Raw genomic sequence first — 25,814 nt, forward strand, 5'->3', positions numbered from 1 at the left:
CGTGACGACCGAGGGGTTCCGGGACGTCCTCGAGATCGGCCGACAGGATCGGCCCGATCTGTACGACCTCGAGGCGGAGAAACCCGAGCCGCTCGTCCCCCGACGGCGGCGGTTCGAGGTCGACGAGCGGACCACCGCCGAGGGCGTCGAGCGCCCGGTCGATCCCGAGGAGGTGCGGGAGCTCGCGGCGACCCTGCGCGAACGGGGCGTCGAGAGCGTCGCGATCTGTCTGCTCCACGCCTACGCCGACGCCGACAACGAACAGCGGGTCGCCAAAATCCTGCGCGAGGAGCTCGAGGTACCAGTCTCCGCGTCGCACGAGGTGCTCGCGGAGTTCCGCGAGTTCGAGCGCACCTCGACTACCGCGGTCGACGCCTACGTCCGGCCCGCGATCGACCGCTACGTCGGCCGACTGGTCGACGAGGCCGAAACGTCCGGGATTCCGGCCCCGCAGATCATGCAGGCCAACGGCGGGATCGCCGACCCCAAGACCGTTCGGGACCACGCCGTGACGACGACGCTGTCGGGGCCGGCGGCGGGCGTCGTCGGCGCCGCCGCCACCGTCGACGACGCCGACGTCGAGGGGCTCGTCACGTTCGACATGGGTGGCACCTCGAGCGACGTGAGCCTCGTCCGCGAGGGCGAGGCCGAGCGGACGACCGACGCCGAGATCGACGGCCTCCCGATTCGCACGCCGATGGTCGACGTCAACACCGTCGGCGCGGGCGGCGGCTCGATCGCCTGGGTCGACGATGGCGGCGCACTCCGTGTCGGCCCCCGATCCGCGGGCGCCGAACCCGGCCCCGTCTGCTACGGGAAGGGCGGCACCGAGCCGACCGTGACCGACGCCAACGTCGTGCTCGGCTACATCGGCCCCGACACCGCGCTCGGCGGCGAGATGACTCTGGACGTCGAGGCCGCCCGCGACGCGCTCGCTGATCTAGCCGACGAGGCCGGCCTCGAGGACGCGCTCGAGGCCGCACGGGGAATCTACCGGGTCGCGAACGCGACGATGACCCGCACTATTCGGTCGGTAACCGTCGAGCGGGGCCACGATCCCCGCGAGTTCGCGCTGGTCGCCTTCGGCGGCGCGGGCCCGATGCACGCCGCGGCGCTGGCCGACTCGCTGGGCGTCGACCGCGTCGTCGTCCCCCGGCCCGGCGGGGTGCTCTCGGCGTTCGGGCTGCTCGCGGCCGACGAGAGCTACGACGCCGCCCGAACCGTCCAGCTCGCCCGCGCGGACGCGGAGCCGGACCGGGTCGACGCCGTCTACGACGACCTCGTCGAGCGCGTGCTCGCGGACGCCTCCGACCCCGGCGCCGCGCGGATCGAACGCGCCGCCGACTGCCGGTACGCCGGGCAGAGCTTCGAACTCACGGTGCCCGTCGACGACGCCGTCGACCTCGAGGCCGTCACCGAACGGTTCCACGCCGCCCACGAGCGCGCTTACGGCTACCGGATGGACGAGTCGGTCGAGATCGTCACGCTCAGAGCGTCGGCCACAGTCGAGGGCGCCTCGCCGACCGTCCGTCACGAGGGAGGGGGCGATCCCCGTCTCGGTACGCGCGAGGCGTACTTCCCCGACGTCGACGGCCCACGGGCCGCGACCGTCTACGAGCGCGACCGCCTCCAGTCTCAGACGGTCGTCGATGGGCCCGCAGTGCTCGAACAGGCCGAGAGCACGACCGTCGTCCCGCCCGGCTGGGCGGGCGACGTGCTCGAGGACGGAACCGTCGTCATGACGGAGGATGATTCTCGATGAGCGACACACAGATCGACCCGATCACCCTGGAGGTACTGCGCAACCAGCTCGAGGGCGTCGCCGAGGAGATGGGTCAGACGCTCATTCGGGGCGCCTACTCGCCGAACATCAAGGAGCGCCGGGATTGCTCGACGGCGTTGTTCGACGCCGAGGGGCGGATGGTCGCCCAGGCCGAACACATCCCCGTCCACCTGGGTGCGATGCCCGAAGCCGTCGACGCCGTCCGCGAGTACGATCCCGAACCCGGCGACGTGTTCGTCCTCAACGACCCGTTCGCCGGCGGCACCCACCTGCCCGACGTAACGATGGTGTCGCCGATCACGGTCACTGAAGAGATCGTCGGCTACGCCGTCTCGCGGGCCCACCACGCCGATGTCGGCGGGATGACCCCCGGCAGCATGCCGGCGGGCGCCCGCGAGATCTACCAGGAGGGACTCAGGCTCCCGCCGACGAAGCTCGTCGAGGGCGGCGAGGTCCGCGAGGACGTCCGTGCGCTCGTACTCGCGAACGTCCGCAACCCCAGAGAGCGGCGGGCCGACCTCCGAGCGCAGCTGGCGGCGAACGAGCGGGCCGCCGAGCGCCTCGAGGCACTGTTCGACGAACACGGCCGCGAGACCGTCCTCGCGGGATTCGACGCCGTGATCGACTACTCCGGCGACCGAATGCGCGCCAAGCTTCGCGAGCTTCCGGACGGCACCTACGAGGCGACGGACGTCCTCGAGGGCGACGGCATCACCGACGAGGACGTCGAGATCCGGGCGTCAGTAACGATAGACGGCGCGTCGGTCGCCGTCGACTTCGCGGGGACCGCGGGTCAGTTGAAAGGGAACCTCAACGCGCCGCTGGCCGTGGCGAAGAGCGCGGTCTACTTCGTCGTTCGCTGCGTCACGGACCCCGAGATCCCGCCGAACGACGGCTGCTACGAGCCCGTCACCGTCGCCGCGCCGAAGGGGTCGCTGCTGAATCCGACCCCGCCCGCGGCGGTCGTCGGCGGCAACGTCGAGACCAGCCAGCGAGCGACGGACGTCGTCTTTGCCGCGCTCGCGAAGGCCGCACCCGAGCGCGTCCCCGCCCAGAGCCAGGGGACGATGAACAACCTCACCGTCGGCGCCCGCGACGGCTCCTTTACCTACTACGAGACGATCGGCGGCGGCTTCGGCGCTCGAGCCGACGCAGACGGCATGGACGGCGTTCAGGTCGGGATGACGAACACGCTCAACACGCCCGTCGAATCGATCGAGACGGAGTACCCGTTCCGGGTCGAGCGCTACGCCCTACGACCCGACAGCGGCGGTCGCGGCCGGTTCCGCGGTGGGCTCGGCCTCGAACGTACCCTCACGGTCGAGACCGACGCGACGGTCTCGTTGCTGACCGAGCGCCGACGCCACGCGCCGAACGGCGTTGCGGGCGGCGAGGACGGCGCCGTCGGAGAGAATCTGATCGACGGTGAGCCCGTCGCCGCGAAGACGACCGTCGACGTCGAGGCCGGGACGACGATCACCGTCCGAACGCCCGGTGGCGGCGGCCACGGCGACCCCGACGAGCGTGATCCCGACGCGCTCGAGGAGGATCGAGCCGACGGCGCGGTCACGGACGGTGAGGAGCCGTGAGCGACGACGACTCCGACCGACCCGTCCGACTCGGGCTGATCGTCCCCTCCTCGAATACGACGGCCGAACCCGAGTTCCGCGAGTTCGCCCCCGAGGGGACGACCGTCCACGCGGCGCGGATGGCCCTCGAGTCGGTTACCGTCGACGCGCTCGACGAGATGAGCCACGACGCGGTTCGAGGGGGCGAGCTGCTCGGTCACGCCGACGTCGACGCCGTCGCCTACGCCTGTACGACCGGCAGCCTGCTCCACGGCCCCGGCTTCGACGCCGAACTCGAGGCCGAGATCGGCGAAGCCGCGGGCGTTCCGGCCGTCGCGACGGCTCGGTCGGTCTGTCGGGCCCTCGAGGCCCTCGACGCCGAGCGGATCGCCGTCGTCACGCCCTACACCGCCGACCTCGACGCGAAGGAACGCGAGTTCCTCGAGGCGGCGGGCTTCGAGGTCGTCGCGATCGAGGGTCGGGGGATCGAAGCGAATACGGAAATCGGTACGCTCGAGCCGGAAGATGCGCACGAACAGGTGCTGGAGGTGGTCAACGCCCACCTCGCCGCGTCGATCGACGCCGTGTTTCTCTCGTGTACGAACTACCAGTCGCTCGAGGCGGTCGGCGATCTCGAGGCCGAACTCGGCGTTCCGGTGGTAACGAGCAACGGCGCGACGCTGTGGGATCTCTGTCGCCACCTCGACACCACGGTGGACGCGCCGGGAGCGCTGTTCGCGGAGCCGTCGCGCCACGTATAAACCGCGGCGCGACGACGATCGAGTATGTTCGACACCCGTCCCGACCGCGAGGCCGAGGTGGCCCTCGTCGGTCGCTCGAACGTGGGCAAGTCGACGCTCATGCGCGAGATCACCGGCCACACGTTCGACACCGGCGGCAAACCCGGCGTCACCCGCGAGCCGAACCACTTCGACTGGACCGCCGAGGACTTCGTCGTCACCGATCTCCCCGGCTTCGGCTTCATGAGCGGCGTCGACGAGGACCGCCGCGAGCAGATCAAGACCGACATCGTCCGCTACCTCGAGGAGTACGCCGACAACGTCCTCGTCGGGATCCTGGTCGTCGACGGCAAGAGCGTCATCGACATCATCGACCGTCACTCGGGTCCGGACGAGATCCCCTACGACGTCGAGATGTACCACTTCCTGCGCGAACTCGATATCCCGACGGTGGTCGCGGTCAACAAGATGGACAAGGTCGACGACCGCGACGAGCGACTGAACGAGCTCTGTGACCGGCTGGGGCTGCTCCCGCCCTGGAAGCAGTGGCAGGAGACGATCGCGCCGATCACCGCCAAGAAGGGGCGGATCGATCCCCTGAACGAGGCCGTTCGCGACCACCTCCACGAGCAGGGCCGGGACGACCTCTTCAAGTTCTTTTGATCGGGTTCCCGTCTCGTTCGCTCTCCCGGGTTCGGGTGACGTCTCCGCTTCGACCCCCGGTGCAGATGAGCCGTGTTGGCCTCCGACACGGTTCGGGACGGTGCTCGAGTACTCCTGGCGCTTAATCGAACGATAATAATAGCCCGAACGGAACGTCCTCGAGTATGGACGACGATCGAGGGGCCAGTGTCTCGGCCCTCGAGGTGCGGACCACCCGACGCGGACTCTTTGGACTCGGTGCGGCGAGCCTGCTCGCGCTGGTCGGCGCCGGAACGACCGCGGCCAGCGACGGCAACAACGGGGAGACGAACGGACGGCTCGTGTTCATCTACGACGATAGCTGGCGCGAGGACTGGGACCAGACGTTCCCGGTTCACCAGGAGGAAGGCGTGCCGGCCTGCTGTGCGGCCGTCACGGAGTACGTCGACACCGGGTGGGGGCTGCTTCCGGAACACCTCCGCGAGATGGAGTCGGAAGGGTGGGAGATCATGTCCCATACGGCGAGTCACGACGTCGTCGGCAACCTCTATCTGACCGCACCGGCCCAACCGGACGACGAGCGGCTCTCGGTCGACGGTAGCTTCCTCGGCGATCACGAGGACGAACCGATCGTCGTCGGGAACGAGGACGGAACGGTCGAGAACGTCATCGCCGGCGGCGGCGAGGACGACGAGGGGTTCTATCTCGAGCTCGAGGAGCCAATCGACGAGTCGTTCGCGGCCGAGGAGACGTTCGTCCGCTTTACCGACGAGCGGATCCGCGAGGAGGTCGTCGGCTCGAAGGCGGAACTCGAGGAGATGGGCGTCGACGTCGACTACTTCGTCTCCCCCTTCGGCCGCAGCGAGGGACTGGTCGAGGAGCTGGTCGAAGAACACTACGCGGGCTTTGCGAACCGCGAGGGGGACGGGCTGAACGGAATCGCCGACATCGACCCGTACGATCTCGGACGGACGAGCATCGACGGCCAGTCCTCGACCGAGTCCGAGATCGAGGCGTTCTACGACCAGGTCGCCGCTGGCGACTACCTCGGGATCGTCGTCGGCCACAGCCAGTTCGACGAGACGACCGAAGAGCGCGTCCGCTTCGCCATCCAGGAGGCGAAAGCCCGAGATCTCGAGATCGTCACGCTCCGCGAGGCGCTCTCGGACCTCGACATCGGTCCCGACGAGATGCTGGGGACCGAGGAAGACGGTGAGGAAGACGACGATCAGGACGCCGAGAGCGACGGCGACGGTGAAGCCGACGAGGGCGAGGCGGCGACGAACGAGAGCGCGAGCGACTCGAGCGGGGACGGCGCCGGCTCGACCGTCCGGGAGAACGGTCCCGCGATCGCCGCCGGAACCGGGCTGCTCGCGACCGTCGCTGTCGCAGGGCGGGCTGCCCTCCAGCGTCTCAGGGAGTGAACGTGGTCAGGACACATCCTCGAGGCTACCCATACCGACCCTCGGCAGACGACGGCCGGCGACGGCTTCTTGGACGTGACCGTGGTCGGTACGGACGATGGTCGAACTCGGGCAGGTCGCGATCTGTCACTACACGGGACGTATCGTCGACGATGGTGAGACGGGAGAGCCGTTCGACACCACCGACCCGGAACTCGCGAGGGAGACGGGAATCTACCACGACGACCGCGATTACGAGCCACTCGAGATCCGCGTCGGCGAGGGGGCGGTCGTACCGGGCGTCGAGCGGACGCTGCAGGAACTCGAAGTCGATCCCGAGGAGCTGCCCGTCGAGACGACGTTTCGCCTCGAGCCCGAGGAGGCGTTCGGCGAGCACGAGGAGGAGTGGGTCGTCGAGTTCCCGCTCGAGGAGATCGACGACTCGCCGGCCGAGGGCTCGCTCGAGACCGAGACGCAGGTCCACACCGACGACGGGAAGACCGGCTGGATCACGGCTGTCGACGACGACACCGCCACCGTCGACTTCAACCACGAGCTCGCGGGCGTTCCGGTGGAGATCGAACTCGAGGTGCTCGAGGTGCGCGAGGACCCGTCGTCAGGGGAGTGACGATCGAACGAACTCCGCGTTGTGCCCCGTCGAACGCCCGCGATCCGCGCTACGGGAGCTGCTTTCGCATCCGGAGGCCCGCGAGCGAGACGTCCGCGGTCATCTCGAGTGCGACCGTCTCGTCGGGGTCGTACCCCCGGGTACGGTAGAAGTCGATGGCGTTCTTCGAGGCGACGAGGACGAGTTCCGCGAGTCCCGCCTCCCGGGCGATCCCCTCGAGTCGCTCGAGGATCGCCGTTCCGATCCCCTCGCGGACGGCGTCCGGACGAACGTAGACGGCCACGATCTCGGCGGTCGACTCGTCGCGCTCGGCGGGATCGCGATCGAGCCAGCCGAACCCGACGATCCGGTCATCCCGTTCTGCGACGAGCACGTCGATCCCAGCCTCGCGCTCGCCGATCGGATACCGTTCGGGGTGGACGTTCGCGAGCCAGGCCCGCAGCTCCCGCTCGTCGTAGCCCGCGCCGCGCTCGCGGATCGCCGCGGCGTGGACGTCTGCGATCGCCTCGGCGTCGCCCGGTTTCGCGCGTCGGACCCCGACGCCCGACACGGTCAGACGACCCGGTTGTGGAACGACTCCCCGCGCTCCGCCCGGTCGACGTTCTCCCGGACGAGGTCGCCGACGGCCCGATAGTAGTCCTCGGAGAAGGCTGCACAGTGAGGTGAGACGATCACCTCCTCCATCTCCCACAGCGGCGACTCCTCGGGAAGCGGTTCGGTCTCGAAGACGTCCAGCGCCGCGCCCGCGAGCGAATCGGTCTCGAGGGCGTCGATCAACGCCGGCTCGTCGACGACCGGGCCGCGGCCGACGTTGACGAGGTAGGCGTCGTCGGCCATCGCGTCGAAGACCTCGGCGTCGAACATGTGGTGGGTCGCCTCGGTCAGCGGGATCGTCACGATCACGAAGTCGGCGTCGGCGACGGCCTCGAGCAGGTCCTCGCTCGCGTAGACTTCCTCGAAGCCCTCGACGGGGTCGCCCGAGCGGCGAACGCCCGTGATCCGAACGCCCAGCGAGCCCAATACCTCGGCGACGCCGCTGCCGAGGGTTCCGGTACCGACGACGCACGCGGTCGTCCCCGGCAGCGTGAAACCGTCGTCCCACTCGGGTCGCTCCCAGCGTCGCTCCTGCTGATTCGCGACGTGTCGGTGGAGACGTCGGGCGAAGGCGAGCAGGTAGCTCGCGACCGTCTCGCCGACCCAGCGGTCGTGGATCCCCGTACTGTTGGTCAGCAGGACGCCACGCTCCTCGAACTCCTCGAACGGGAAGCGGTCAACGCCGGCCTGAATGGAGTGGACCCACTCCAGTTCGAGAAACGCGTCGCGGTGCTCGAGGGTAACGACGGCGTCACAGGAGTCGATCTCGTCGTCGTCGATAACGGCGACGTCGACGGGAAGATCGGAGAGGAACTCTGCGAGCTCCGACGGCGGAAACACCAGTTCGACCGATTCGTGAACGCCCAGTCGCTCGAGTTCGGGTTGCATGGCCGACCGGTACGAACGACTCGAGGATCAAGTTTGTGTCCAGTCCCCACGGGGGGCGGTGGCTCTGGCGGAGTGCCGGCTCCGAAGCTCTCATTCCAGCTCTTCGAGCGCGAGCTGTGATTCCGGAAGCGTCTGTCCGCCGTCGACGACGAGCGTGGCGCCGGTGACGTACCCCGCCTCCTCGGAGGCGAGGTAGGCGACCGCGTGTCCGATATCCTCCGGGGTTCCGAGCGTCCCCTTCGGAATCGAAGCGCGCATTCGGTCGAGGTACTCCTCGCCCAGGTCGTCGAGTCCGCCAGTCCGGATATTCCCCGGCAACACCGCGTTGATCGTGATGTCCGCGTCGGCGACTTCCATCGCCGCCGTTCGCATGAATCCCAGCATCGCGGCCTTGCTCGCGCCGTAGTGGGCCCAGCCGGGATAGCCGACCATCGGCCCCGTGATCGACGAGGTGAGGACGATCCGACCGTACTCCCGTGCTTTCATGTGTGGAAGACACGCCTGCACCGACAGGAGCACGCTCTTGACGTTGACGTCGAGGACGTCGTCCCAGTCGTCGGTCGACAGCTCGTTCAACGGTGCGGAGGGATAGATCCCGGCGTTCGCACACAGGATGTCGATCCGACCGTACTCGTCGACGACGGCCTCCGCGAGCGCATTCGTTTCGTCGGGATCGGTCACGTCGACCGGTACTGCCATCGTCTCGCCCGATAGCTCGTCGGCCGTTTCTCGAGCGGCGTCCTCGTCGATATCGGCGACGACGACCGTCGCTCCCTCATTCGCGAGTACCTCGGCGATCCCCCTTCCGATGCCGCTCGCTGCGCCCGTAACGATCGCTACCGCATCGTCTCCCGTCATGCGCCTCCGGACCACGAGCAACAGCATAAAGCTACGACGCGCCGGAGCTCTCGAGGACGTCTCCATCCGGTCGTGAAAGCGAATACGGCAGCTACGGCTGAAGGAAGTAGCGATGGCGGCTCGGGGAAAATCCCTCGTCACAAGGGGCTCAGAGGGGGTAACTCTTCGTCACGGCCGCCACGACCGACCTACGCCGGTCGCACGCAAAAACCCCACGCAACGGACCGCTCGAGCGGGCCGAACACCGACGGCTCGAACGGGGTCCGGCTCTCGAACGTCCACCGATGTCTTCGTCTACGGCCGCCAGTTCTCGAGTTCGCGAAGCTCCGCGACAACCTCCTTGAGCGCCTCCGGCTCGAGTAACCCACGCTCGGTGGCGACCGCGCTCACGCAGTCGGCGGGCGTGACGTCGAACGTCGGGTTCGCCACGTCGACTCCGGCGTCGCCGTCGTACACGGCCGACCGATCGCCGGACTCGAGGTTCAGCTCCTCGCGGGTCGAGAGCTTGTCAGTGGCGGCGACGACGGTCACCGGAACGTCCTCCCGTGCAGCGGCGACCGCCAGCGCCCGAGTTCCGGTCTTGTTCACGACCGCGCCGTCGGCCCGGATCGTGTCCGCGCCGACGAACACCCGGTCGACGTCCTCGGTCGCGAGCAGGTGGGCCGCGGCCGCGTCGGTGTGCAGCGTGACGGGGACGTCCTCGGCCAGCGCCTCGGCGACGCCGACGCCTTCCCGTGCGGGTCGGGACTCGGCGACGAACACCCGCGACGGCTCGCCCGCGCGGAGCGCCTCGAGGACGGTGCCGGATCGCGAGAGGGTCATAACGCTTCCCTCGAGCGAGTCGGCCGCGGTCGCCGCCGCCTCCGCGTCGGCCTCGAGCGCGCGGTCGATGCCCGCGAGGGCAGCCTCGAGGACGGCGGGCGCACCGGCTTGCGCTCCGTCTGCTGCAGCCTCGGCGTCAGCCATCGTCCGGTTCACTCGGTTTCGCAGGACCACCATCGAGGGCCGGGCCTCGAGCAGCCGACGGGCGAGTTCGGCGAGCTCGTCCCACTCCTCGTCGGGGTCGCTCGCGGGCTCGCTGGCGTCGCGCTCGGCGACGAGTAACCCCGCACGGTCCCGGAGGACCCCGAGCGCGCGGATCGACAGGGAGGCGGCGCCGTGCTCGCTGTCGGCGGCGATCGAGCGAACCGTCGGCGCGACCCGCTCGTAGGCCGTCCACAGCTCCGGCACCGTCTCGCGGTCCGAGTCGGGGTCGACGATTTCGGTCGGGGAAACCCACTCGGCGGTGTCGTGCTCCTCGCTCAGTTCGACCTCGCGGTCCTCGCAGTCGAAGAGGTAGGGGTGGACGACCCACTCGCGCCCGACGTCCGTGTCGGCGAACTCGACGGGCCGACCCGAGCGGACGAGCGAGACGGCGTCGTCCTCGAGGCCGGTCTCCTCGCGGATCTCCGTACTGACCTGTGCGTCCGGCTCCCCTTCGGCGAACCCGGAGACCCCGCCCCACTGCCCTGCGTAGGTACCGACGGCGTCGCTGCGGCACAACAGGAGCACGTCGCCGTCGGTGCGGAGGAAGGCGGTGACGACGTGGGAACGGTCGCGGTCGTCGTCTGCATCGGTAGTCCCGGTCATATCCGAGTCGAGGTCGGGAGCCCTGGAGTCGCTTTCGGACCGGACAAACGCTCCGGTGACGGTGCGCTTTTGGCGGCGCTGCCCCACGCTTCGGTATGGAACTGCACGCAGTGACGGATCTGCCCGAGATCCGGCCCGGCGACGACATCGCCGACCTCGTCGCCGATCGGGCCGCCCTCGAGCCCGGCGACGTGCTCACCGTCGCGAGCACGATCGTCTCGAAGGCCGAAGGACGGACGGCGGATCTCGAGGAGTACCCCGTCAGCGGTCGTGCGAAGGAGCTCGCCGAACGGATCGGCGCGGTCGCGGGCGAACAGAAGGATCCCCGGTTCGCCCAGGCTGTCCTCGAGGAGAGCACCGAACTGCTGATCGAGTGTCCGTTCATGCTCACCGAAACCCGCTTCGGCCACATCTGCGTCAACGCGGGGATCGACCGCTCGAACGTTCCCGACCACGACCTCCTCTTGCTCCCCCGGAAGCCGACGGAAAGCGCCGAGCGCATCCGGGCGGGGCTCGCGGAGCGTGGCCACGAGGACGTCGCCGTGGTCGTCACCGACACCTGCGGACGACCGTTCCGCCACGGCCAGCGCGGCGTCGCGCTCGGCTGGGCCGGAATGTCGGCGAGCCGGGACTGGCGCGGCGAACCAGACCGAGACGGCCGCGAACTCGGCGTCACCGTCCAGTCGGTGGTCGACGAACTCGCGAGCGCGGCCAACCTCGTCACCGGGGAGGGAGCCGACGGCACCCCCGCGGTCGTCGTCCGCGACTGGGCGTTCGGCGACCTCGAGGGAAGCGACGAGCTGTTCAGAGACGTCGAGGACGACCTGGTTCGCCAGGCCCTGCGGGAGTGGGAATTCGAACAATGACTGATCACGAGACATCGACAGAGGAGACGACTCGAGGTATCGAACTCACGCCGGAACACGCGCCCGAGCGGATGGGCGAACTCGCCGGCGTCGCGGAACGCGAGGGGTTCGACGTCGCGTTCGCGAGCAGCCACTACTTCAACCGCGACCCGTTCGTCGCGCTCACGAAGATGGCCGAGGCGACCGAGACGATCGAACTGGGTCCGGGAATCGTCAACCCCTACGACACCCATCCCGTCAGGCTCGCGAGCCAGGCCGCGACGATCGACGAGGTCAGCGACGGCCGCGGGGTCTTCGGGGTCGGCGCGGGCGATCGTTCCGCGCTCTCGAATCTGGGCTACGAGCACGAGCGGCCGCTGCGGCGGGTGCTCGAGTCCTTCGACGTGGCCCGCGACCTCTGGGCCGGCGAGACGATCACCCACGAGGGGACGTTCACCGCCCGCGACGCCTCGCTCAACCTCGAGCCCCGCGAGCTGCCGGTCTACGTCGGTGCGCAGGGCCCCCACATGCTTCGGATGAGCGCGAAACACGCCGACGGAGTACTGATCAACGCGGCCCACCCGGACGACCTCGAGTGGGCCGCGGGACAGCTCGAGAAGGGCCTCGAGGACCGTCCCGAGGAGTACGAGAGCTTCGAGTCGCTCGCGTTCGCCAGCACCAGCGTCGCTGCCGACGAGGACGCGGCCCGCGAGGCGGCTCGACCGCCTGTCGCCTTCATCGTCGGCGGCGCGGCCGATCCCGTTCTCGACCGTCACGACATCGACCGCGAGGCTGCAAGCGAGATCAGCGACGCGGTCGAGAACGGCGAGCTAGGGGAGGCGTTCGAGTACGTGACGCCGCGGATGATTGACCGCTTCTGTATCGCCGGCACGACCGAAACGGTCGCAGACCGCTTCGCGGCCGCCCTCGAGCACGTCGACGGGATCGTCGTCGGCTCGCCGCTGGGGCCGGAGCTCGAGGACTCGATCGAGCGGGCGAGCGAGGCGCTCGAGCGCGTTGTGTAGTCCGAAACAGTCGGGCGGTTCTAGCTCGACGTAAAGAGGTCGCCGACGGCGCCCAGCGTCAGGGCGCCGAAGACGCCCAGCGAGAAGACGATCAGCAACGTCCCGACGAGAACGAGCAGCGGGGCGAGCCCGTCGCCCATCGCGACCTCGGTGAAGTACTCGTTCATCTCCCGAACGTTGTCCACGATCACGTTCATCACTACGGCGGAGTCCATAGCTGCGTGTTGTCAGGGATGGTACTTGGGGGTGCCGATCCCGGCACCGAACGGTCGAACTTAACCCGTCGCCGATCGTACGCGAGAGCAATGACCGACGACGCGACGCTCTCCTCGTTCACCGGGTCCACGGATCGGGCCGACGACGGCGAACGCGGGCGGGAACGCAAGGAATCCGATGGGGACGGCTCCACCGGAGACGAAGCTGATCAGGGAACCGGCCGCGACTCGAGCGAGTACGGAACGGCGCTGTCGACCTACGCCTGGGGCTCCTACACCTGCCAGCGCTGCGAGACGACCGTCGAACGCGTCTGGCGAGAGGAGGGAGCGCTCGTCTGTCCGGACTGTAAGTCCTGGTAATCGCTCGAGATCCCGAGTGCGGTACTCCCTCCCGAACATTTATATCTCTGTCGCGGTTCTATGAACTTGCAATGGCGAAAGGTACGGTCGCATTCTTCAACGACACGGGCGGTTACGGCTTCATCGAAACCGAGGACGCAGACGAGGACGTGTTCTTCCACATGGAAGACGTCGGTGGCCCCGACCTCGAGGAGGGCCAGGAAGTCGAGTTCGAGATCGTGGAAGCCGACAAGGGCCCGCGGGCGAACGACGTCGAACGGCTCTGAGGTGTCACGACGGAGGTATCGTTTTCTGACTGCTATATCCCCGTAGTGGCGACGCTCGAACGGGACCGTTAGGCTGGCGTCCGAGTACGGACCGCTGACCGGTCCCCGTCAACACAAAACATATGGTTCTAACTCCCTGATACCGTACTGATGAGTAGCTTGCGGGTTCCCGACGGAGATCGTCTCGAGCCATGAGCGAGCCGACCTCCCAGTCCGCGGCCGACCGCGCTCCCTCCGAACCGGAACCCCTCCCCGTCTCGACGATCGAGGACCTCTGTACGGACGTCGAGTCGAACGTCTCCCGCGTCATCGTCGGACACGACGACGCGATCGAACACGTGATCACGGCGCTTCTCGGGCGCGGACACATCCTGCTCGACGACGTTCCCGGCGTCGGCAAGACGATGCTCGCCCGCTCGATCGCCCGCTCGGTCGACTGTACGTTCCGACGAATCCAGTTTACGCCCGATCTTCTGCCCGCGGACGTCACCGGTGTCAACGTTTTCAACCAGAAGACCCGCGAGTTCGAGTTCAATCCGGGACCGATCTTCGCCAACGTCGTCCTGGGCGACGAGATCAACCGCGCGCCGCCGAAGACCCAGTCGGCACTGCTCGAGGCGATGGCCGAGGAACAGGTCACCGTCGACGGCGAGACCCGCGCGCTGCCGGATCCCTTTACCGTCATCGCGACCCAGAACGCCGTCGAACCCAACCAGACCTACGAGCTGCCGTTCGCCGAGATCGACCGCTTCATGAAGAAGCTCAGTCTGGGGTATCCCGACGCCGAGGAGGAGACCGAACTGCTCGGCCGGGCCGTCGGCCACCACCCGATCGACTCCCTCGAGCCGGTGACCGACCTCGAGACGCTCGTTCGCGCCCGCGAGACCGTCGCCGAGATCCGGGTCGAGGAGCCGGTTCGAGCGTACGCGACGCGACTGGCGGGCTACACCCGCGAACACGCCCGCATCGGCGTCAGTCCGCGGGCGACGATCTCACTGCTGCGGGCCGCGCAGGCTCGCGCCGCCCTCGCGGGCCGCGAGTACGTCGTTCCGGACGATCTCCAGACGGAGGCACCGGTCGTGTTGAGCCACCGGATCAAGACCGAGAGCCGGGACCGGGACGGCGAGTCGGTCGTCGCCGACGCCCTCGAGTACACGACCGTCGAATGAGACTCACGAGTCGCGGCTGGGGGGTCGTCGCGGTCGTCGCGTTCGGAGCCGTGATGAGCTGGCAGTACGGGCCGCGCTCGCTCGACGCCGTCGTCATCCCACTGGTGGTGGTCGTCGTCGCCGGCGTCCTCACGACGGTCAGGGCCGACAGACCCCGAGTCAGACGAGGCTCGATTCCGGAAGGATTTCTCGGCGAGACTCGGACCGTGACCGTCGCGATCGAAACCGACTCGAGCGTCGCCGCGACCGTCCGCGACGAGGTCGGCGACGGGCTCGCCGCACCGGACCCGACCGTCGAGACGACCCTCGATGGTGAGACCGAACTCGAGTACGATCTCACGCTCGAGGAGCGTGGCGAACACCGGATCGGTCCGGTGTCGATCGCGGTGCGGGACGTGTTCGGACTCTTCGAGCGACGGTTCGAGTACGAGGAGACGATGACGGTGCTCGCCTACCCGCGGATCTACGACCTGCAGAACGGTGCGAGTCGCGACCTCGAGGCACTCGCCGGCGTCGCACGGGAGGCCAACCGTGAGGAGTTCGACCACCTCCGGGAGTACCAGCGCGGCGATCCGCTCCGGGAGGTCCACTGGAAGTCCGCGGCCAAGCGACCGGACGACGAACTCGTCGTCAAGGAGTTCGCCGCCGACGAGACCGTCGGCGCGGCCACGGTCGCCGCCGAGTGTACCCCCGGCCAGGAGGACGAGCTGGCCGCAGCTGTCGCCAGCGTCGCGACCTACCTGCTCGAGTGCGAGGTCCGGGTCGGCCTGACCGTCGGCGCCGAGGGACACCCACCGAGCACCGGCCGTCGGCACCACCGGTCGCTGCTCCGATCGCTCGCCGTCCTCGAGGCCGAGGAACTCGACGAGCGGAGCCGGACCGAGGCAGATGTCCTGGTCCAGGCGGACACAAACGGAACGACGGTCATCGTCGAGGGCCACGAGATCCCGTTCGACCGGCTCCGCGGTGCCGACGGTCGGACGGCTGTTGACAGCCGGAGCGACGGAAACGGATCGTCGAACGCGGACGCGGAGACGGACGGCACCCCGGGGGTGGCCGCGTGAGCACCGATTCGCGCGGGCGAACCGTCGACGTCGACCTCGAGCGATCGGTCGGCGCCGGCCCGTTCCGACTGCTCGCACTCGCCTGCGTGGCGGCGCTGATCGGCTCGTACGTCTGGGTGCTGCGCGAGGTGACCCAGGTCGTCGGCGGCACCGGATCGCTGCTCGTGCTGGTCGGGACGATGCTCGTCGCGGCGACGGTCCTCGCGCGGGCGATCCGTCCTCGAACGGCGACGGCGGCGGCGATCGTCGTCGTCGTCGTCGGCTTCGCCTACTACCTCGAGGCCACGGGGGTCGGCGTCGACGCTGCGCTCGCCGCGACCGGAACGATCCTCGACGACACCGCCGCGCTCGCGACTGGACTTCCCCTGCTCCGTATGGTCGAGGCGGGACTCTGGACGCTCGGGTTCGCACCCGGCCCCGCCTTCCTCTCGTGGTATCTCGCCGTGCGCGGTCGCTACGCCGTCGCCGTCGTCCCCGGAGGCCTCGCGCTGTTGTTCCTCGTGCTGACCGGCGACGCGGGGACGACGATCACCCTGATCGGAACCGCTTCCGGGATCGGCGCCGTCGGCTTCGGTGAGCTCGAGCGGCGCGGCGGCTCGGTCGCCCAGACCGACCTGCTCGCGGTGGTGTTCGCGGCGATGATCGTCCTCTCGCTGTCGGTCACGATCCTCCCCGGCGAGGACGAGGAAGCGACGGTCTCCGGCGGCGGGGACGGCACGCTCGAGGGGACGATCGACACCGCCGACGAGCGCTCCGGAATCAGCGGCCAGGTCGATCTCTCGCCGGAGGTCCGGTTCACGGTCGACTCCGAAGAACGATCGTACTGGCGAACCGGCGTCTACGATCGCTTCGCGGGCGACGAGTGGATCCGCTCGGGCTCCCTCGGGGAGTACGACGGCTCGATCGACGGGCCACCGGGCGATCACGAGACGGTCAGCCAGCGCGTCACCGCACAGACCGAACTGGGCGTGCTCCCCGGCGCGGCCCAGCAGGTCGGGCTCGAGGGGCCACCCGTGAGACACGCCGAGGTCTCGGCCCACGGCCAGCCCCAGCCCGCAGACACACTCGTCGAGGGCGACGAGTACGCCGTTGAGAGCGCCATCGTCGACCCCGACCCCGACGAGCTCCGGGGGGCGGGGACCGACTACCCCGACCACGTGATCGACGATCACGACTACCTCCAGCTCCCCGAGGACACCTCGAGCGAGTTCGAAGAATACTCCGCCGAAGTGACCGCGGACGCGGAGACGAACTACGACGCCGCCGTCGCGATCGAGCAGTACCTCCGCTCGTCGAAGGGGTACTCCCTCGACGTCGACAAGCCCTCGGGCAACGTCGCCGAGGAGTTCCTCTTCGAGATGGACGAGGGCTACTGCGTCTATTTCGCGACGTCGATGGTCCAGATGCTGCGCGCCGAGGAAATCCCGGCCCGGTACGCGACGGGCTACACCAGCGGGCAGGAGATCGACGACGGCGAGTACGTCGTGCGCGGACTCGACGCCCACGCCTGGGTCGAGGTCTACTTCCCCGATCACGGCTGGGTCACCTTCGAGCCGACGCCCGGCGACGCCCGCGAGGACGAGCACAACGATCGCCTCGAAGAGGCCCGCGAGGACGGCCACGACGGCGTCGATATCGAGGAGAGCGAGGACGTTCCGATCTCCGACGACGAGGACGAGGAGGAAGAGAGCGACGATGAGGAGCCGAACGAGTCCGACGACGAGGAGCTGAACGAGTCCGACGACGGCCAGACCGATGACGACGGTCCCGACGACACGGAACCCGACGACACGGAATCGGGCGACGCGGACGACGGCACGAGCGCGAACGGCGGAAGCGACGACGGGTTCGATCCGCGGGAGGTCGTAACGATCACCCGCGAACAGCTTGCGATCGGAATCCTCGGGCTGATCGGGCTGGCTGCGGGGGTTCGACGAACCGGCGCGAGCCGACGAGTCCGCCGGGAGTTCCGCCTCTACTGGCACGGCCGCCGCGGTGATCCGGATGAGGACGCCCAGCGAGCGTACCACCGGCTCGAGCGACTGCTAGCCCGCGAGTACCGTCCGCGGCGCCGCGGCGAGTCGAGCCGACAGTACCTCTCGGCGCTGTCCGCGGCGGAGTCGCTGGACCCGCGCGCAGAGCGGGTCGCGCACTGTTACGAGCGGGCGACCTACGGCGGCGGCGTCGATCGGGAGGCGGCCAACGAGGCGATCGCGATCGTCGACGATCTGGCTCGAGAACGACTCCCGCTTCTCGATCGGTTTTAAAAAGACCGCCCGACGCGGCGCGGGTCCCGATAGTGTTTAATATGCCCATTCCGTACTTTCGATCGTAATGTCGGAAGTCTGCTCGACGTGCGGGCTGCCCGAAGAGCTTTGCGTCTGTGAGGACGTAGCCAAGGGACAACAGCAACTCAACATCCGCATTGACGAGCGCAGATACGGAAAAGAGGTAACGATCGTCGAAGGATTCGACCCGAAGGACGTCGACCTGGACAGTCTCTCGTCGGATCTCAAATCAAAGTTCGCCTGCGGGGGGACCGTCGAGGACGGTCAGATCGAACTCCAGGGTAATCATACCGGTCGCATCGAGGACTTCCTTCGGGACCGCGGCTTCAACGTCGCCTGATCCAGCCCGCGATGCTCTGAGACGACTTCCGAACTCCACGACTCGCGCACCGTGTCTCTCAGCGATCGATCTTTTTCGATGGAGAAACCGGCGAGCCGATGGCTCGAACCTTCGGTGAGCGAGGCGCCGAACAGAACTCAGAACGGCGACTCCGGCGGCTCGGCGTCCGCAGCGTCGTCGCCCTCGCCGTCATCGCCGCGGGCGAGCCCGTACCTCATCCCGTACTCCTCGAGTCCGCCGGCCATGCTCTCGACGCGGGCGTCGGCGGTCCCCTCGTAGGAGCCGATGAGCTGAGCCGCCTGGACGCTCGCCTTCCCGTGTGGACAGACGGTGACGATGTGGTCCGCTCCCTCGAGTTCCTCGATCCGTGCCGAGAGCTGTTGAAACGGGAGATTCTGACTGCCCGGAATTCGGCTGTGCGCGAAGCTGTGCTCATCGCGGATGTCGACGACCCGAACGTCGGCGTCGTCCTCGAGTAACTCACGTACCTCCGCCGTCGAAATTTCGCCGTCCATTGCTCCGGGGTTGGAACGCCGCTCGAATAAGCGCCACGGGTTCCGGCACCGATCCGCGGTCAGAGCAGCCCGTCTTCCTTCGCAAGCAACAGCGCGGTCAGCGTCGAGTCGTTGGCCGGCTGTTCGCGGGCGCGCTCGAAGGCTTCGGTGATCGGCACCGTCGTCACCTCGAGGAACTCGTTGTTGTCGAGCTCGCGCTCGCCGGGCTCGAGGCCCTCGGCGTAGACGACCGCCCGGTCGTGGCGCAACACGCCCGTCGCGACCGCGTACTCCTGGAGGAGTGCGGTGCTCGAGGGTCGAAAGCCGGTTTCCTCCTCGAGCTCCCGGGCGGCCGCGGTCGTGTAGGATTCGCCGTCCTCGACGATCCCTGCGGGAAGCTCGAGGTGGGTCTCGCGGATCGTCGGCCGGTACTGCTCGACGAACAGCAGGTGATCCTGTCCGTTCTCGTCGTCCTCGAGGACGTCGGCGTCGACCCGGGCGACCACGACGACCGCGGGCGGGAGGTCGGCCCAGTAGTACTGCTTCTCGGAACCGTCGGGCTGGCGGAGCCGGTCGTAGCCGCCCTCGTACCAGGGGGTGTCGTACTCGGTCACTTCCTCTAGGAGCTCCCAGTCGTCGATGTCGGTCATGGAGAACGGCTGTGTGCTCGAAGGGGGAATAGATACCGTCTCCGCGCTCGAGGACGTCGTCAGACGGTTTACTGTAAGTCACCTCCGGCGCAACCGCGACCCGGGTGGCGGTTGCGCCGGTAAATCGTTACAGCAATCCGTATCAGTCCTCGAAGAGATCCCGGTAGAGCCGACCGAACGCTTGGCGACGAAGCGTCGCGACGGCGGCTTCCTGCTCGTCCTGGAACGTCGCCGCGACGGCCTCGTCGGCCGGCCCGGCGTGCCAGACGACGCGGTCGACGCGCTCGTGGCCGACCTCGGTCACCTCGCCGTCGTAGCGCTCGCACCACTCCTCGTACTCCTCGCGGGAACCGACTCGTACCTCGAGTAAGCTCGCGAACAGGGCGTCGCGGGCGGTTTCGACGACGTCGCCGTCGACGCGCTCGTCGTACTCCTCGCGATCGAACGCCATCGCCTTTGCAACCTCGCGGACGACCGTCTGTGCTGCCGGGCCGATCGACTCGTAGCGTTCGCGCGCTTCCGCGGGCGACTCGAACGTGAACGTTCCCGTCGTCTCCATACGTGGCTCCTCGCGGGTCCGGCAGTTACGCGTTTTCGTTTCCGTTCTCGGTCCCGGATTCAGCCTCGCCGTCGACGGTGTCGTCGGTTCCGTCTGCCATCTGCTCGGTCAGCTCCCGGGCTTCCCGGAGTACCTGCTCCGCCTCGGCCGTCATCGAGCCACGACCCGGCTGACGACTCTGGCGGGCGAGGTCCCCCTCGAGCCCGCCCGGTCGGCCGTGATCGGCGTGGTCGTGACCGTCGAACTCGGGCATCTCGACGGTCTCGGCGTGCTCGCTGACGATTTCGCCGAGCTCCTCGGGGCTGCAGTCGCCCCACTCGGGGACGTGATCCTCGAGCCAGGCCTCGTGATCCGGCCGTCCCAGCGAGGCGGTGACCGCGAAGTGGTTCGCGAGGTGGACGGCGTCGGCCTCCTCGGTCTCACAGACCGGACAGCGATATCCCATGTTCGGTGGTAGGGTCGTCGGTCCTAAAACCTCCCCGCTCCCGACGGCGGATCACTCGAGCTTTCGAACCATCACGATCGCGTCCTCGTCGTCGTAGTAGCCCGGCACCCGCCGGAGCGGTTCGAAACGGAACTTCCGATAGAGCCGTTTGGCCGCGTCGTTTGACTCCCGGACCTCGAGTTTGATCGAGTCGGCACCGTGGGAGAGGAGGACGGCGACGATACGCGACAGCAGTGCGGAGCCGACGCCGCTTCCTCGGCGTTCCGGGCGGACGGCGATATCCTTGACGTGGCCGCGGTTGCGGCCGTACTGACGGTTTACGTCGGCGACGACGTACCCCGCCACCGCGCCCAGGGCGTCGACGGCGACCAGGAAGCCGGGTTCGTCGAGAAAGCGCTCGAAGGCGTCGTAGGGCCACGGTTGAGGAAACGACTCGCGCTCGATGCGAACGACCGCGAGCAGATCGGCACGCTCCGCGGGCCGAATCGAGTACTCCTCCTCGGGGGCCGGGGCCGACGTCGTCACACTCGGTCTACCTCCTCGAGTACCAAAAGCCCTCCCGCTCAGACTCGCTCGAGGCGGTCGATCTCCTTATCCGACCAGTCGTAGAACCGCCTGTCGGTCTCCTCAAGGGCCTCGATGCACTCGTTGTGCCGGCGGCGAGCGTCGTCGACGAGCGGATCGTCCGGGTTAGCCTGGATCCACTCCCGTAGCTCCGCCAGCGCCTCCGGGGAGTAGGTGTCCATCCGATCCTGCTGTTCGAGGATCTCGACCTTGCGTCCCTCCTGGCGCATCGTTCGCACGAGCGACCAGGTCGCCAGACCCCAGAAGGCGGCCAGCGTGAAGACGAGCATCCCGATCACTTCGGCGGTCAGCACCATCAGTCGTCACCTCCGGTCACGTCGGCAGCGTCGGGACCGCCGCCGCGGCCCTCGAGGACCGACATGACCCCGTAGCCGATGATCGGGAACAGCACGATGACCAGCATCCCGCCGATCATCTCCGGCGAGCCGAAGTCCTCCCAGGCGAAGTAGGCCATGATGAAGATCATCACTGCCGGGATAACATACTTGATCACCGGGTCCCACCACTTGCCGACGTAGATCCCCGCGTTGCGGTTGACGACCAGCAGGCGGAGTCGCTCCGGCCCGAGGACCCAGCCGATGACGCCAATGATAGCCAGTGTTGCGAGCGGGAGCCCCCAGTTGCCGAAGACGAAATCGAGGTAGTCGAGGATATCGGCGGAGTACGCACTCGGGATGCCGAGTAGCCAGATCAGCCCGCAGACCCCGAGTACCGTCTGCTTCCGGCTATACTTCGTCTCCTCGGTGAGCGTCGTGACGCTGACCTCGGTGATAACGACCCCCGATGTGAAGGTCGCGAGGAAGAACCCGACGAAAAACAGGACCGCGACGAGTCCACCGAGCGGAATCTCCGGAAAGACCTGGACGAGCGAGACGAAGGCGAGTCCCGCGCCGGCGTCGGGTTCGACGCCGACGGCGAAAACGACGGGGAAGATCGCCAGCGCCGCGAGGATACCGATGCTCGACTCGCCGATTGCGGTGAAGATCCCGCCGCCGAGGGGGACGTCGTCGTACTCCCGCAGGTAGCTCCCGACCGTCAGGGCGATTCCCCAGCCCAGTCCCGTCGAGAACAGCGCCTGACCGAGCGCGGCGATCCACGTCGACCCCTCGAACAGGTACCCCCACTGGACTCCGAACGTAAAGGCGATCCCCTCGCTCGCACCCGGGAGTGTGAGGCCCCGGACCGTCATGATTGCGAGCGCGATCACCAGCGCCGGGACGGCATAGACGACGAGCCGTTCGACGCCCCGGCGGATGCCGAGCAAGAGCACTGCCGCGACCGTGCCCATCACGACGGTGTGGAGTCCGATCATCAGGGCCGAATTCGCAAAGAACGTCTCCATGAACGGCTCGGCCTCGAACCCGGTTGCAGTAAACGTAAACAACAGCGAGTGCACTGCGTAGTACAGCGTCCATCCGATCAGCGGCGAGTAGTACGACATCAGCGCGATGTTGACGAGCAGCACGATCACACCGAGTCCGACCAGTCCGCCTCGCCCGAGGACGTCTCGGAAGGCGCCGATGACACCTTTGTTCGTGTATCGACCGAGTGCGACCTCGGCCATCAGTCCCGGTACCGCTAGCAGGAACAACAGGACGAGAAAGGCAAGAACGAACGCTCCGCCCCCGTTCTCGCCCATTACGTACGGAAACCGCCAGATGTTCCCGGCGCCGACCATGGCGCCGATCATCGCCATCAGGAAACCGAACCGCGTCCCCCACTCCGCTCGAGCCGTCTTGGCGTCTGCCATGCTGTGTTCCTCCGCAGGTGTCTACCTCGAGCAGGATTATATGTGTTATGTGCCAGCACGGATCTTGCGACCGGCCGATCGAATCCCAACCGATCAGACGACCGTCCGGTACCGGAGCTTCCACCAGTAACGAGAACCGTCGTTCCGTCGAAATCGTACGTCGGCGTCGGCAGACGCTCCACCGATCGATGCGACGGAAGTGCGTTTCAGTTCGAGTAGGGACGGGCCCCGTACACCGGTGCCACGAGAAAGAAGGGTTACTCCTCGTCGTCCTCGTCGTCGATAGAGGTCTCGGGCTGTTCGTCCTCGGTGCCGCCGTACTGCGTCTCGTCGTCGGTTTCGTTTTCGGTCTCGTCCGTCATGGTGTTACTCTGCAGGAATCGCGTCCATCTCGAAGGACTCGGTCAGTTCCGTCAGCTCGTCGAGAGCCTCCTGTTCCTCCCGGAGGTTCTCCTCGAGGAGGTCGGCCGCCTCGTCCATCCCGAGCTGATCGGCGAGCGGGATGAGGTTCCCGTAAGCCGCGATCTCGTAGTGTTCGGTCTTCTCCGCGGCGGCCATGCTGTGGTAGTCGAGTACTTCCTGGGAGGGGTCTTCGGCGGTGAACTCCTCGTACTCCTGGATCAGTCCCTTGATACCCTCACACTCCTCCTTCTCGGGCGGCTCGCCGAAAATCTCGAACACTTCCTCGAGACGGTCGATCTGTCCCTCGGTCTCCTCGCGGTGTTCGGCGAACGCCGACGAGATCTCCTCGCGTTCGGTGTTCTCCTCGAGGTCCTCGAGTGCGTCGAGCAGTTCGTGTTCGGCGTGATAGATGTCCTCGAGACCGTGCTCGAACAGCTCCTGAATGGTTTCGACTGTCATTGTTCCACCAGCGCTTCCGCCAGCCGAAAGAAAAAGTCGACTCCCTGCGAGGGCAGGCGGTGGCCGAAGACACGGTCGGGTCGATCGGAGGGGGTTCTCGACGTACCGGACGGTGGTTGAAAGCCCGCCTTCTTTGCTCTCGAGATCTCACGCCGAGTCGACCGTCTGCGTTCGCGCCAGCCCGTTTCTTATGACTCCAGACTTACCGGCCGAACTTGCCTCTTCCACATTCCGGCTGCAAAAGCCGAGAACTCGTCCTCCGTCCCTCGCTGGCAGGGGCGGATCCCGAGCTTCCACCAATCGAGAGTCGCGGGGCGTTCGGACGCCGATTCCCACTCGAGACTCCGTCGGAATCGGCGCTAACACACCGCTGTTGACGCTGGCTCACTGGACGACGAATCGACAGAGTATCCGAGATAGCGGCACCATTGTCCGAGACGGGTGAGCACGGGTATCCTTTGCGGCTGAAGCGCCACTTATTCGTTCAGGCGCCTAACGGTTGTCCATGGCACACGCCCCGGACTGCAAGCCGGAACCGATCGAAGACGATGATGAGTCGGACGACGCACATCTCGACGGAATCGAGGAAGGAGCCGGTTGCACAGAAATCTGGGAGCACCTCGCCGAAAAGCGAGACGAATGACTGGCGAGTGTCGCCAAAACCTCGTTCTTTTTGGCTTCACGGACCATCTACTTCGACATGACTGACGATCGTCGTCGGAATCAGATGGGGGACGACACAGACGGGCCTCCCGAACCCGTCCCCACCGACCGGGAGTCACCGGTCGGCGCACCCGTCATCCGAGGTGACGAATCGGTCGCCGGGCCACACGCTCGAGAGGCCGTTCAGTTCGATCCCGACGATCCCGACCGCCTCGCCGACGCCGCCGAGACCGTTCGACAGTTCGCAAGCGGCGACACGAACGATGACCACCTGTACATGCTTCGCGGTGCCGCCGCCTGTGCCGCGCTCGTTCGCGGCGAGGGATCGTACAAGGCCGCGGCCGAGCGGACCGGCGGGAACGCGACGGTTTCGTTCATCCGCAAGTGGGCTCGCGTTCACGACCTGCCACGGTCGGTCCGCAAACAGGTCGCACTCGGCCGCATCGCGCCGACGGCGGCCAAGCATATCGCTCGCGTCGGGGGTGAGGCTCGACTGCTCCTCGCCTGGGCCACGCTCGACGGCGACCTTACCGTCCGAGAGGTCCGCAGCGTCGCCAGCGCCGTCAACGACGGAACACCGATCGAGCACGCGCTCAGAGAGTACGATGTCGAACTCGGCCGGATCGAGATTGCCCTCTCTCCCGATAGCTACCGAGACCTTCGACGCCGCGCATCGATCGAAGACGCCGCTCCCGGGGAGCTCGTTACGGCCGCGCTCGAGGAGTACTTCGACTGAGGCTCACAGTATCACAAACCGAGAAAGAAACGTTTAACCGGCACTCGCCGATAGTACAGAACAGAGGGCCGGTAGCTCAGTTTGGCAGAGCGTCTGGCTTTTAACCAGACGGTCGCGTGTTCAAATCGCGCCCGGCCCGCTTTCCTGTCACAAATGAATCCACGAACGACAGGTAATGAAACCCATACGAGTTGGATAGCAAAGTGACGTCACCGTAACCACACGCTCAAAGTACACTCGGCGCCTTCCTGCCGGAACGACCTCGAGAGTGCTGCCGAAACGGTTCGACTACCGGTGGTGTGATGTCCTGGGTCTGAAACGGCCATCTGTTCGAGACCGGGTGATCGCTCTGTGGGTTCGTAACGCACGTTGTGGTGATCACTACGCTCGAAGGAGCGACTATGGAGTGACGATCCGTCCGCCAGCTAGTCCAGTCACTCACCGTATAGAAGCAAGCCAAGGGCCGGATTTGAACCGGCGGTGGGCGGCTCTGCAGGCCGCTGCGTTCGGCCGGACTCTGCCACCTTGGCGCGGTTCTCTGTTGTCACTGCGGTCGTTTAAACATAGCGGTACGGACCGATCTCGAGGGGTGTGCTCGAGCGCACTGCTCGTATTACCAACGGGAGACAACGGCAATGAAATTCGTACTGCACAAATACGGAAAGCCCACACAGCCGTTGCTGTGCGGGCTTAGTGGGTATGAGTATGAGTGGTGGCGGCGAATCGGATTTCCCAGAGGGTCTCCCACTCCAGTACTCCCCGAAAC

General features: G+C 67.3%; 29 protein-coding genes and 2 tRNA genes. 17 read left to right on the forward strand and 14 right to left on the reverse strand.

Annotated features, from left to right (window positions below; genetic code table 11):
* Window position 1 precedes the first annotated feature (1 nt).
* The 6 genes from C491_RS01870 (at window position 2) to C491_RS01895 (ending at window position 6,764) form a co-directional block, all read left to right on the forward strand.
* Window positions 2-1,762, forward strand: a complete 1,761-nt coding sequence (locus tag C491_RS01870; RefSeq protein ID WP_005553354.1) for a hydantoinase/oxoprolinase family protein — start codon at window positions 2-4, stop codon at window positions 1,760-1,762.
* The gene (locus C491_RS01875; RefSeq protein WP_005553355.1) at window positions 1,759-3,372 is read left to right on the forward strand and encodes a hydantoinase B/oxoprolinase family protein; all 1,614 of its coding nucleotides are present in this window, start codon (window positions 1,759-1,761) and stop codon (window positions 3,370-3,372) included. The genes C491_RS01870 and C491_RS01875 overlap by 4 nt, the downstream gene beginning before the upstream one ends.
* Window positions 3,369-4,112, forward strand: coding sequence for a maleate cis-trans isomerase family protein (locus C491_RS01880; protein WP_005553356.1), 744 nt, complete (start codon window positions 3,369-3,371; stop codon window positions 4,110-4,112). The genes C491_RS01875 and C491_RS01880 overlap by 4 nt, the downstream gene beginning before the upstream one ends.
* A gap of 24 nt (window positions 4,113-4,136) precedes the next feature.
* On the forward strand, window positions 4,137-4,754 hold the full coding sequence (gene engB / locus C491_RS01885; RefSeq protein WP_005553357.1) for a GTP-binding protein EngB: 618 nt from the start codon (window positions 4,137-4,139) through the stop codon (window positions 4,752-4,754).
* A gap of 164 nt (window positions 4,755-4,918) precedes the next feature.
* Window positions 4,919-6,157, forward strand: coding sequence for a polysaccharide deacetylase family protein (locus tag C491_RS01890; protein ID WP_005553359.1), 1,239 nt, complete (start codon window positions 4,919-4,921; stop codon window positions 6,155-6,157).
* A 97-nt stretch (window positions 6,158-6,254) separates the two neighbouring features.
* The gene (locus C491_RS01895) at window positions 6,255-6,764 is read left to right on the forward strand and encodes an FKBP-type peptidyl-prolyl cis-trans isomerase (protein WP_005553361.1); all 510 of its coding nucleotides are present in this window, start codon (window positions 6,255-6,257) and stop codon (window positions 6,762-6,764) included.
* Between the two features lie 49 nt (window positions 6,765-6,813).
* Here C491_RS01895 and C491_RS01900 read toward each other — a convergent pair whose 3' ends face one another.
* The 4 genes from C491_RS01900 to C491_RS01915 all read right to left on the reverse strand — a co-directional run bounded on the left by C491_RS01900 (window position 6,814) and on the right by C491_RS01915 (window position 10,733).
* Complete coding sequence (locus tag C491_RS01900) at window positions 6,814-7,314, reverse strand: GNAT family N-acetyltransferase (RefSeq protein WP_005553363.1); 501 nt, start codon at window positions 7,312-7,314, stop codon at window positions 6,814-6,816.
* A gap of 2 nt (window positions 7,315-7,316) precedes the next feature.
* Complete coding sequence (gene ddh / locus C491_RS01905; RefSeq protein WP_005553364.1) at window positions 7,317-8,246, reverse strand: D-2-hydroxyacid dehydrogenase; 930 nt, start codon at window positions 8,244-8,246, stop codon at window positions 7,317-7,319.
* Between the two features lie 90 nt (window positions 8,247-8,336).
* Window positions 8,337-9,104, reverse strand: coding sequence for a 3-oxoacyl-ACP reductase FabG (gene fabG / locus C491_RS01910; RefSeq protein WP_049891368.1), 768 nt, complete (start codon window positions 9,102-9,104; stop codon window positions 8,337-8,339).
* Window positions 9,105-9,398: 294 nt separating this feature from the next.
* Window positions 9,399-10,733, reverse strand: a complete 1,335-nt coding sequence (locus C491_RS01915; protein ID WP_005553366.1) for an NUDIX domain-containing protein — start codon at window positions 10,731-10,733, stop codon at window positions 9,399-9,401.
* Between the two features lie 95 nt (window positions 10,734-10,828).
* On the opposite strand from C491_RS01915, the gene C491_RS01920 reads away from it, so the two are divergent.
* Both C491_RS01920 and C491_RS01925 read left to right on the forward strand, forming a co-directional pair.
* Window positions 10,829-11,599, forward strand: coding sequence for a coenzyme F420-0:L-glutamate ligase (locus C491_RS01920; protein WP_005553367.1), 771 nt, complete (start codon window positions 10,829-10,831; stop codon window positions 11,597-11,599).
* A complete protein-coding gene (locus C491_RS01925; protein ID WP_005553368.1) occupies window positions 11,596-12,603 on the forward strand; it encodes a 5,10-methylenetetrahydromethanopterin reductase in 1,008 nt (335 codons plus the stop codon). Before C491_RS01920 ends, C491_RS01925 begins: the two co-directional genes overlap by 4 nt.
* Window positions 12,604-12,623: 20 nt before the next feature.
* Here the strand turns inward: C491_RS01925 and C491_RS01930 are convergent, their stop codons facing one another.
* On the reverse strand, window positions 12,624-12,818 hold the full coding sequence (locus tag C491_RS01930; RefSeq protein ID WP_005553370.1) for a hypothetical protein: 195 nt from the start codon (window positions 12,816-12,818) through the stop codon (window positions 12,624-12,626).
* 90 nt (window positions 12,819-12,908) lie between these two features.
* Between C491_RS01930 and C491_RS01935 the strand changes: the two genes are divergently transcribed.
* The 6 genes from C491_RS01935 to yciH all read left to right on the forward strand — a co-directional run bounded on the left by C491_RS01935 (window position 12,909) and on the right by yciH (window position 18,305).
* Window positions 12,909-13,178, forward strand: a complete 270-nt coding sequence (locus C491_RS01935) for a DUF7573 domain-containing protein (RefSeq protein WP_005553372.1) — start codon at window positions 12,909-12,911, stop codon at window positions 13,176-13,178.
* 71 nt (window positions 13,179-13,249) lie between these two features.
* Window positions 13,250-13,444 (forward strand): cold-shock protein, encoded by a 195-nt coding sequence (locus tag C491_RS01940; RefSeq protein WP_005553374.1) that lies wholly within the window; start codon window positions 13,250-13,252, stop codon window positions 13,442-13,444.
* A 191-nt stretch (window positions 13,445-13,635) separates the two neighbouring features.
* Window positions 13,636-14,613, forward strand: a complete 978-nt coding sequence (locus tag C491_RS01945) for an AAA family ATPase (RefSeq protein WP_005553376.1) — start codon at window positions 13,636-13,638, stop codon at window positions 14,611-14,613.
* Window positions 14,610-15,677, forward strand: a complete 1,068-nt coding sequence (locus C491_RS01950; RefSeq protein WP_005553378.1) for a DUF58 domain-containing protein — start codon at window positions 14,610-14,612, stop codon at window positions 15,675-15,677. Before C491_RS01945 ends, C491_RS01950 begins: the two co-directional genes overlap by 4 nt.
* Window positions 15,674-17,944: a transglutaminase TgpA family protein gene (locus tag C491_RS01955; protein WP_005553380.1), complete on the forward strand. Its 2,271-nt coding sequence runs from the start codon at window positions 15,674-15,676 to the stop codon at window positions 17,942-17,944. The genes C491_RS01950 and C491_RS01955 overlap by 4 nt, the downstream gene beginning before the upstream one ends.
* 67 nt (window positions 17,945-18,011) lie before the next feature.
* The gene (yciH, locus tag C491_RS01960; RefSeq protein WP_005553381.1) at window positions 18,012-18,305 is read left to right on the forward strand and encodes a stress response translation initiation inhibitor YciH; all 294 of its coding nucleotides are present in this window, start codon (window positions 18,012-18,014) and stop codon (window positions 18,303-18,305) included.
* Between the two features lie 137 nt (window positions 18,306-18,442).
* Here yciH and C491_RS01965 read toward each other — a convergent pair whose 3' ends face one another.
* The 8 genes from C491_RS01965 to C491_RS02000 all read right to left on the reverse strand — a co-directional run bounded on the left by C491_RS01965 (window position 18,443) and on the right by C491_RS02000 (window position 23,649).
* Window positions 18,443-18,820, reverse strand: coding sequence for a rhodanese-like domain-containing protein (locus C491_RS01965; RefSeq protein ID WP_005553382.1), 378 nt, complete (start codon window positions 18,818-18,820; stop codon window positions 18,443-18,445).
* A 59-nt stretch (window positions 18,821-18,879) separates the two neighbouring features.
* Window positions 18,880-19,449 (reverse strand): NUDIX hydrolase, encoded by a 570-nt coding sequence (locus C491_RS01970; RefSeq protein ID WP_005553384.1) that lies wholly within the window; start codon window positions 19,447-19,449, stop codon window positions 18,880-18,882.
* Window positions 19,450-19,591: 142 nt separating this feature from the next.
* Complete coding sequence (locus C491_RS01975; protein WP_005553386.1) at window positions 19,592-20,008, reverse strand: DUF5809 family protein; 417 nt, start codon at window positions 20,006-20,008, stop codon at window positions 19,592-19,594.
* 25 nt (window positions 20,009-20,033) lie between these two features.
* On the reverse strand, window positions 20,034-20,453 hold the full coding sequence (locus C491_RS01980) for a DUF5810 domain-containing protein (protein WP_005553387.1): 420 nt from the start codon (window positions 20,451-20,453) through the stop codon (window positions 20,034-20,036).
* A gap of 51 nt (window positions 20,454-20,504) precedes the next feature.
* A complete protein-coding gene (gene rimI / locus C491_RS01985) occupies window positions 20,505-20,978 on the reverse strand; it encodes a ribosomal protein S18-alanine N-acetyltransferase (RefSeq protein WP_005553389.1) in 474 nt (157 codons plus the stop codon).
* Window positions 20,979-21,016: 38 nt separating this feature from the next.
* A complete protein-coding gene (locus tag C491_RS01990) occupies window positions 21,017-21,334 on the reverse strand; it encodes a hypothetical protein (protein ID WP_005553392.1) in 318 nt (105 codons plus the stop codon).
* On the reverse strand, window positions 21,334-22,788 hold the full coding sequence (locus tag C491_RS01995) for a sodium-dependent transporter (protein ID WP_005553393.1): 1,455 nt from the start codon (window positions 22,786-22,788) through the stop codon (window positions 21,334-21,336). The genes C491_RS01990 and C491_RS01995 overlap by 1 nt, the downstream gene beginning before the upstream one ends.
* Before the next feature lie 366 nt (window positions 22,789-23,154).
* On the reverse strand, window positions 23,155-23,649 hold the full coding sequence (locus C491_RS02000; protein WP_005553396.1) for a ferritin-like domain-containing protein: 495 nt from the start codon (window positions 23,647-23,649) through the stop codon (window positions 23,155-23,157).
* Between the two features lie 505 nt (window positions 23,650-24,154).
* Between C491_RS02000 and C491_RS23090 the strand changes: the two genes are divergently transcribed.
* The 3 genes from C491_RS23090 (at window position 24,155) to C491_RS02010 (ending at window position 25,187) form a co-directional block, all read left to right on the forward strand.
* Window positions 24,155-24,292 carry a hypothetical protein gene (locus C491_RS23090; protein WP_005553398.1) on the forward strand — a complete coding sequence of 46 codons (138 nt, stop codon included), beginning with the start codon at window positions 24,155-24,157 and terminating at the stop codon, window positions 24,290-24,292.
* A 57-nt stretch (window positions 24,293-24,349) separates the two neighbouring features.
* Window positions 24,350-25,048, forward strand: coding sequence for a DUF7119 family protein (locus C491_RS02005; RefSeq protein ID WP_049891370.1), 699 nt, complete (start codon window positions 24,350-24,352; stop codon window positions 25,046-25,048).
* Window positions 25,049-25,113: 65 nt separating this feature from the next.
* Window positions 25,114-25,187: transfer RNA gene (locus C491_RS02010), tRNA-Lys, on the forward strand.
* 315 nt (window positions 25,188-25,502) lie between these two features.
* Here the strand turns inward: C491_RS02010 and C491_RS02015 are convergent.
* Window positions 25,503-25,578, reverse strand: a tRNA-Cys gene (locus C491_RS02015).
* Window positions 25,579-25,814 lie beyond the last annotated feature (236 nt).

Origin of the sequence: Natronococcus amylolyticus DSM 10524 (assembly GCF_000337675.1) — an archaeon.
Lineage (GTDB): Archaea > Halobacteriota > Halobacteria > Halobacteriales > Natrialbaceae > Natronococcus > Natronococcus amylolyticus.